The organism is Sphingobium sp. (assembly GCF_035511395.1).
GTDB lineage: Bacteria > Pseudomonadota > Alphaproteobacteria > Sphingomonadales > Sphingomonadaceae > Sphingobium.
On the sequence record NZ_DATKFP010000029.1, the window covers coordinates 1 to 3,165 of the forward strand.

3 protein-coding genes are annotated in these 3,165 nt (G+C 59.8%); all 3 read right to left on the reverse strand.

From position 1 onward, the window contains the following. On the reverse strand, window positions 1–1,295 hold a 1,295-nt coding region (locus VMR39_RS01460; RefSeq protein WP_325413638.1), incomplete at its 3' end, for a fatty acyl-AMP ligase. 107 nt (window positions 1,296–1,402) lie between these two features. Next, window positions 1,403–2,467, reverse strand: a complete 1,065-nt coding sequence (locus VMR39_RS01465; RefSeq protein ID WP_325413640.1) for a hypothetical protein — start codon at window positions 2,465–2,467, stop codon at window positions 1,403–1,405. 62 nt (window positions 2,468–2,529) lie between these two features. Next, window positions 2,530–3,165: lipopolysaccharide biosynthesis protein (locus VMR39_RS01470; RefSeq protein ID WP_414712435.1), on the reverse strand; the 636-nt coding region annotated here is incomplete at its 5' end.

Sequence of the window (3,165 nt, forward strand, 5' to 3'; positions counted from 1 at the left end):
GCCGACTCCTCGGCGTTGCCATAATAGCCTTCCATCAAGCTCGGGCCATGAGCGAAAATCCGGCCGATGTGCCGCGCGGGCAGTGCATTCCCGTTCTCATCGCGCACCTCGACGCGGTAGCCCGGCAGCGCGGGCCCACAATGAACGAATTCACGACCGCGTCCCGCACCTTGTTGAAACGGCGTCGCCAGATTTTTCTTTTCCAGCGCATCCATGTCGATGGTGTCGCTTTGCATCCCGCCGCCGAGCGGAGCGAAGCTCAATGCCAGCGTTACTTCCGCCATGCCGTAACTGGCGACGAAACTTTCCGCCTGGAAACCGCTTGGCGCGAAACGGTCCGAAAAGCGCGAGAGGATGTGCGGACGGATCATGTCGCCGCCAATGCCGGCCACGCGCCAACTCGAAAGATCGATCCCCTCGATGGAGGCGGTCTCCGCGCGGCGGGCGCAAAGCTCGTAACCGAATGACGGGCTGTAGGCAAGCGTGCCGCGATTGCGCGAGATCAGGTTGAGCCATACGAATGGACGGCGGGCGAATTCGCGCGTCGGCAACAGGTCGATGGTGATCTGGCAGGTGAGGGGCGTCAGCAGGAAACCGACCAGGCCCATGTCGTGGTAAAGCGGTAGCCACGACACCGCGCGATCGCCGTCCCGCAACATCAGGCCGTGCTGGCTGATCGCCTTCGCATTCGCCATCACGGCGCGCTGCGTGACCGCGACGCCCAGCGGAAAACGTGTGCTACCGGAGGAGAACTGGATGTAGGAGAGACCGGATGGATCGAGAGCGGACAAATCGATATCTCCCTCCTGCACGCCGTTCAGCGCCGCCAGCGTTCCGACGATCTTGAGATCGAGACCATCGGCCGCCTCTGAAAGCCACGGCTCCATCGAGGCGGGCGCGAAGGCCGCCGTTGCGCCGACACTCTCGATCATCCGGCGAATATGCGCGATATAGCCTTCCTTGCCGCTGAGGGCGACGGGAAGCGGCATCGGCACGGGCACGAGGCCGGCATATTGGCAGCCGTAAAAAGCGCGCGCGAAATCTCCGTCGCTGTCGGCGATAAGAGCGACCCGTTCGCCTCGCTCCAGGCCGGCATTCAGGAGCCGCCGCGCCAGCGCCATGGCTTGCTGGCGCAGATCGCGATAAGGCAGCGCTTCGACAAGTTCGCCCTTGCCCGAATAAAAGTTAAGACCCGTCTCGCCGCGGGCGGCGTAGTCCAACGCTTCGGTCAGGGTCGCGAAATCGGCCCGCCGCATGGAGAGATGAGGATTAGAGGATGGCGTTGGTATTGACATATTGAACCGAGATCATTCCAGTTACCGACCAGCAGGATCATAGAATTCACCTTCTGCCGGTCGTGTACCAGAGAAAATCAGTCTGGCAAAGGCCTCAAGACGACAAATTACGGAGCCGCGCGCATCCAGTTAACGATTGCGTCGGCCCCGCGGCGTGCCGAAAAAGGAAGAGACGAACCGAAACTATAGGCGAAATACTGTTGCTGGCGGTCCAAAAGTGCCGGGTGGGAAGCGAGAGCTTCTTCGATGCCTTTCTCCAGTTCTTCCGCACCGGGAATAACGGGCCCCAGTGTCCACGACAGGTAATTGGCGTCGTTTTTCCAGTTCGTGCCGCGGGGGTTCAGAAACAGGCAAGGCCGTGGTTTCAGCATAAACTCCGACAGCTGGCTGCTCACATCCCCCAGATAAATATCCGCCGCCATCGTATAACTCATATCAATGCTCCGCACACTGCCAAGGTCGATATGCATGTTGGGCATATCCATGAAGCGGCGGAAGGGAGCGTACTTCTCCGGGAGGGGCGGATGGAACAGCCGCACATGCGGCGCAAAGATGAGATTATAGCGGGTGGAACGGGCAAAGAAATCGAGCACATCCATGCCAACCAGCGGCCAGGAAGAAAACTCAGGGTCAAAATGCGGATTGTAGATGACTGTTGGCCGATCATTGTCGAAGAACCGAGGCAGCCTCGCCGCCATTTTGGCGACCAACTCGAACTTCGGATAACCTTGAAAAGCATAATCGCCGGGGCGGCTCAGATTCAGTTCCAGCAGACGGCGTTCTTGTTTCTTGCCTGAGATCAGCACGAAATCGAATTTGCCCACGGCGGGAGAGACGACGATTTGCCGGTCGCCCGCGCCGTGTCCGGTTCGAATGAATTTGGTTCGACGCAAGCCGATTTTCTTCAGGAAAAGCGAAGTGCTTTCAGGCAGCACAAGAGCGTCGAAGCGGGAAAAGTAGTTTCTGTTGAGAAGCAGGAAATGCCGCTTTGGCGGCGTTGTCGTGCGTCTGAAGCGCATATGCAGTCGCAAGGTCCAGGGCACGTTGAGATGGTCGTGAACGACTTTCGCCTCGGGATAAAGGGCGGCGATGTTGCGAACGATTTCCGCATTCTCGTCGGTGGCGCAGGCGACATGCACTTCGATGTCGGGATAGGCGATCGCCATCTCCATGGCGATCGGCAGCGAATGCAAAATCTGATGCGATTGCGCAATATAAGGGAAGCATATCCGCATCAGTGTGCCGGTCCGGGAATATTGAGCGGTGTGGTGGCACGCAAACGCAGGACGAAGAAAATTTGCGTCCCCAGCATCACGATCTGCGCCGCGACCGGCGCATAGCCCGCGCCCATCAAGCCGACATTGTGCAAGGCGAACATCAGCGTCGGCAGGTAGATCAACGTGATGGCGGCGCGGATGGAAAGCGCCGTGCTGGCGCGTCCGGTTGAAATCAACAGTGGCTCGAGAGGCAGCCCCCAGATGCTGATGACCGATGCGGTGACGAGCCAGAACATGACGGGCCCCGCCGGAATAAAGTCCGGGCCGATAACCGTGCCCAGAATGAATTCGTCGGCAAATCCCACAAGGAAGAGCAGAACGCTCGCCACGGCACCTGCGGCGAGCCCGACCCGCAAGGCCAGACGGTATAGATTCTGAGTGCTGCCGCTGGCCCACAGGCGCGCAAGTTCCGGATAGAGCGCGGGCGTCGCGAGCTTGGCCGGCTTGGCGATGGCGGCGCCGACCTGCCGGGCTATGCGATAGAGCGCGGCATCGGTCGGCCCGAGAAACCAGCCCACAACCAGCGTACCCACATGCGTGAAAGCAAGCGTGAGGGTCATATTGAAATTGGTGGACCAGCAGAAGCGCCAGAT

Coding starts and splice junctions, on each gene's coding strand:
- VMR39_RS01465 (WP_325413640.1), bottom strand. CDS start 2,467: ATGGAGATGGCGATCGCCTATCCCGACATCGAAGTGCATGTCGCCTGC.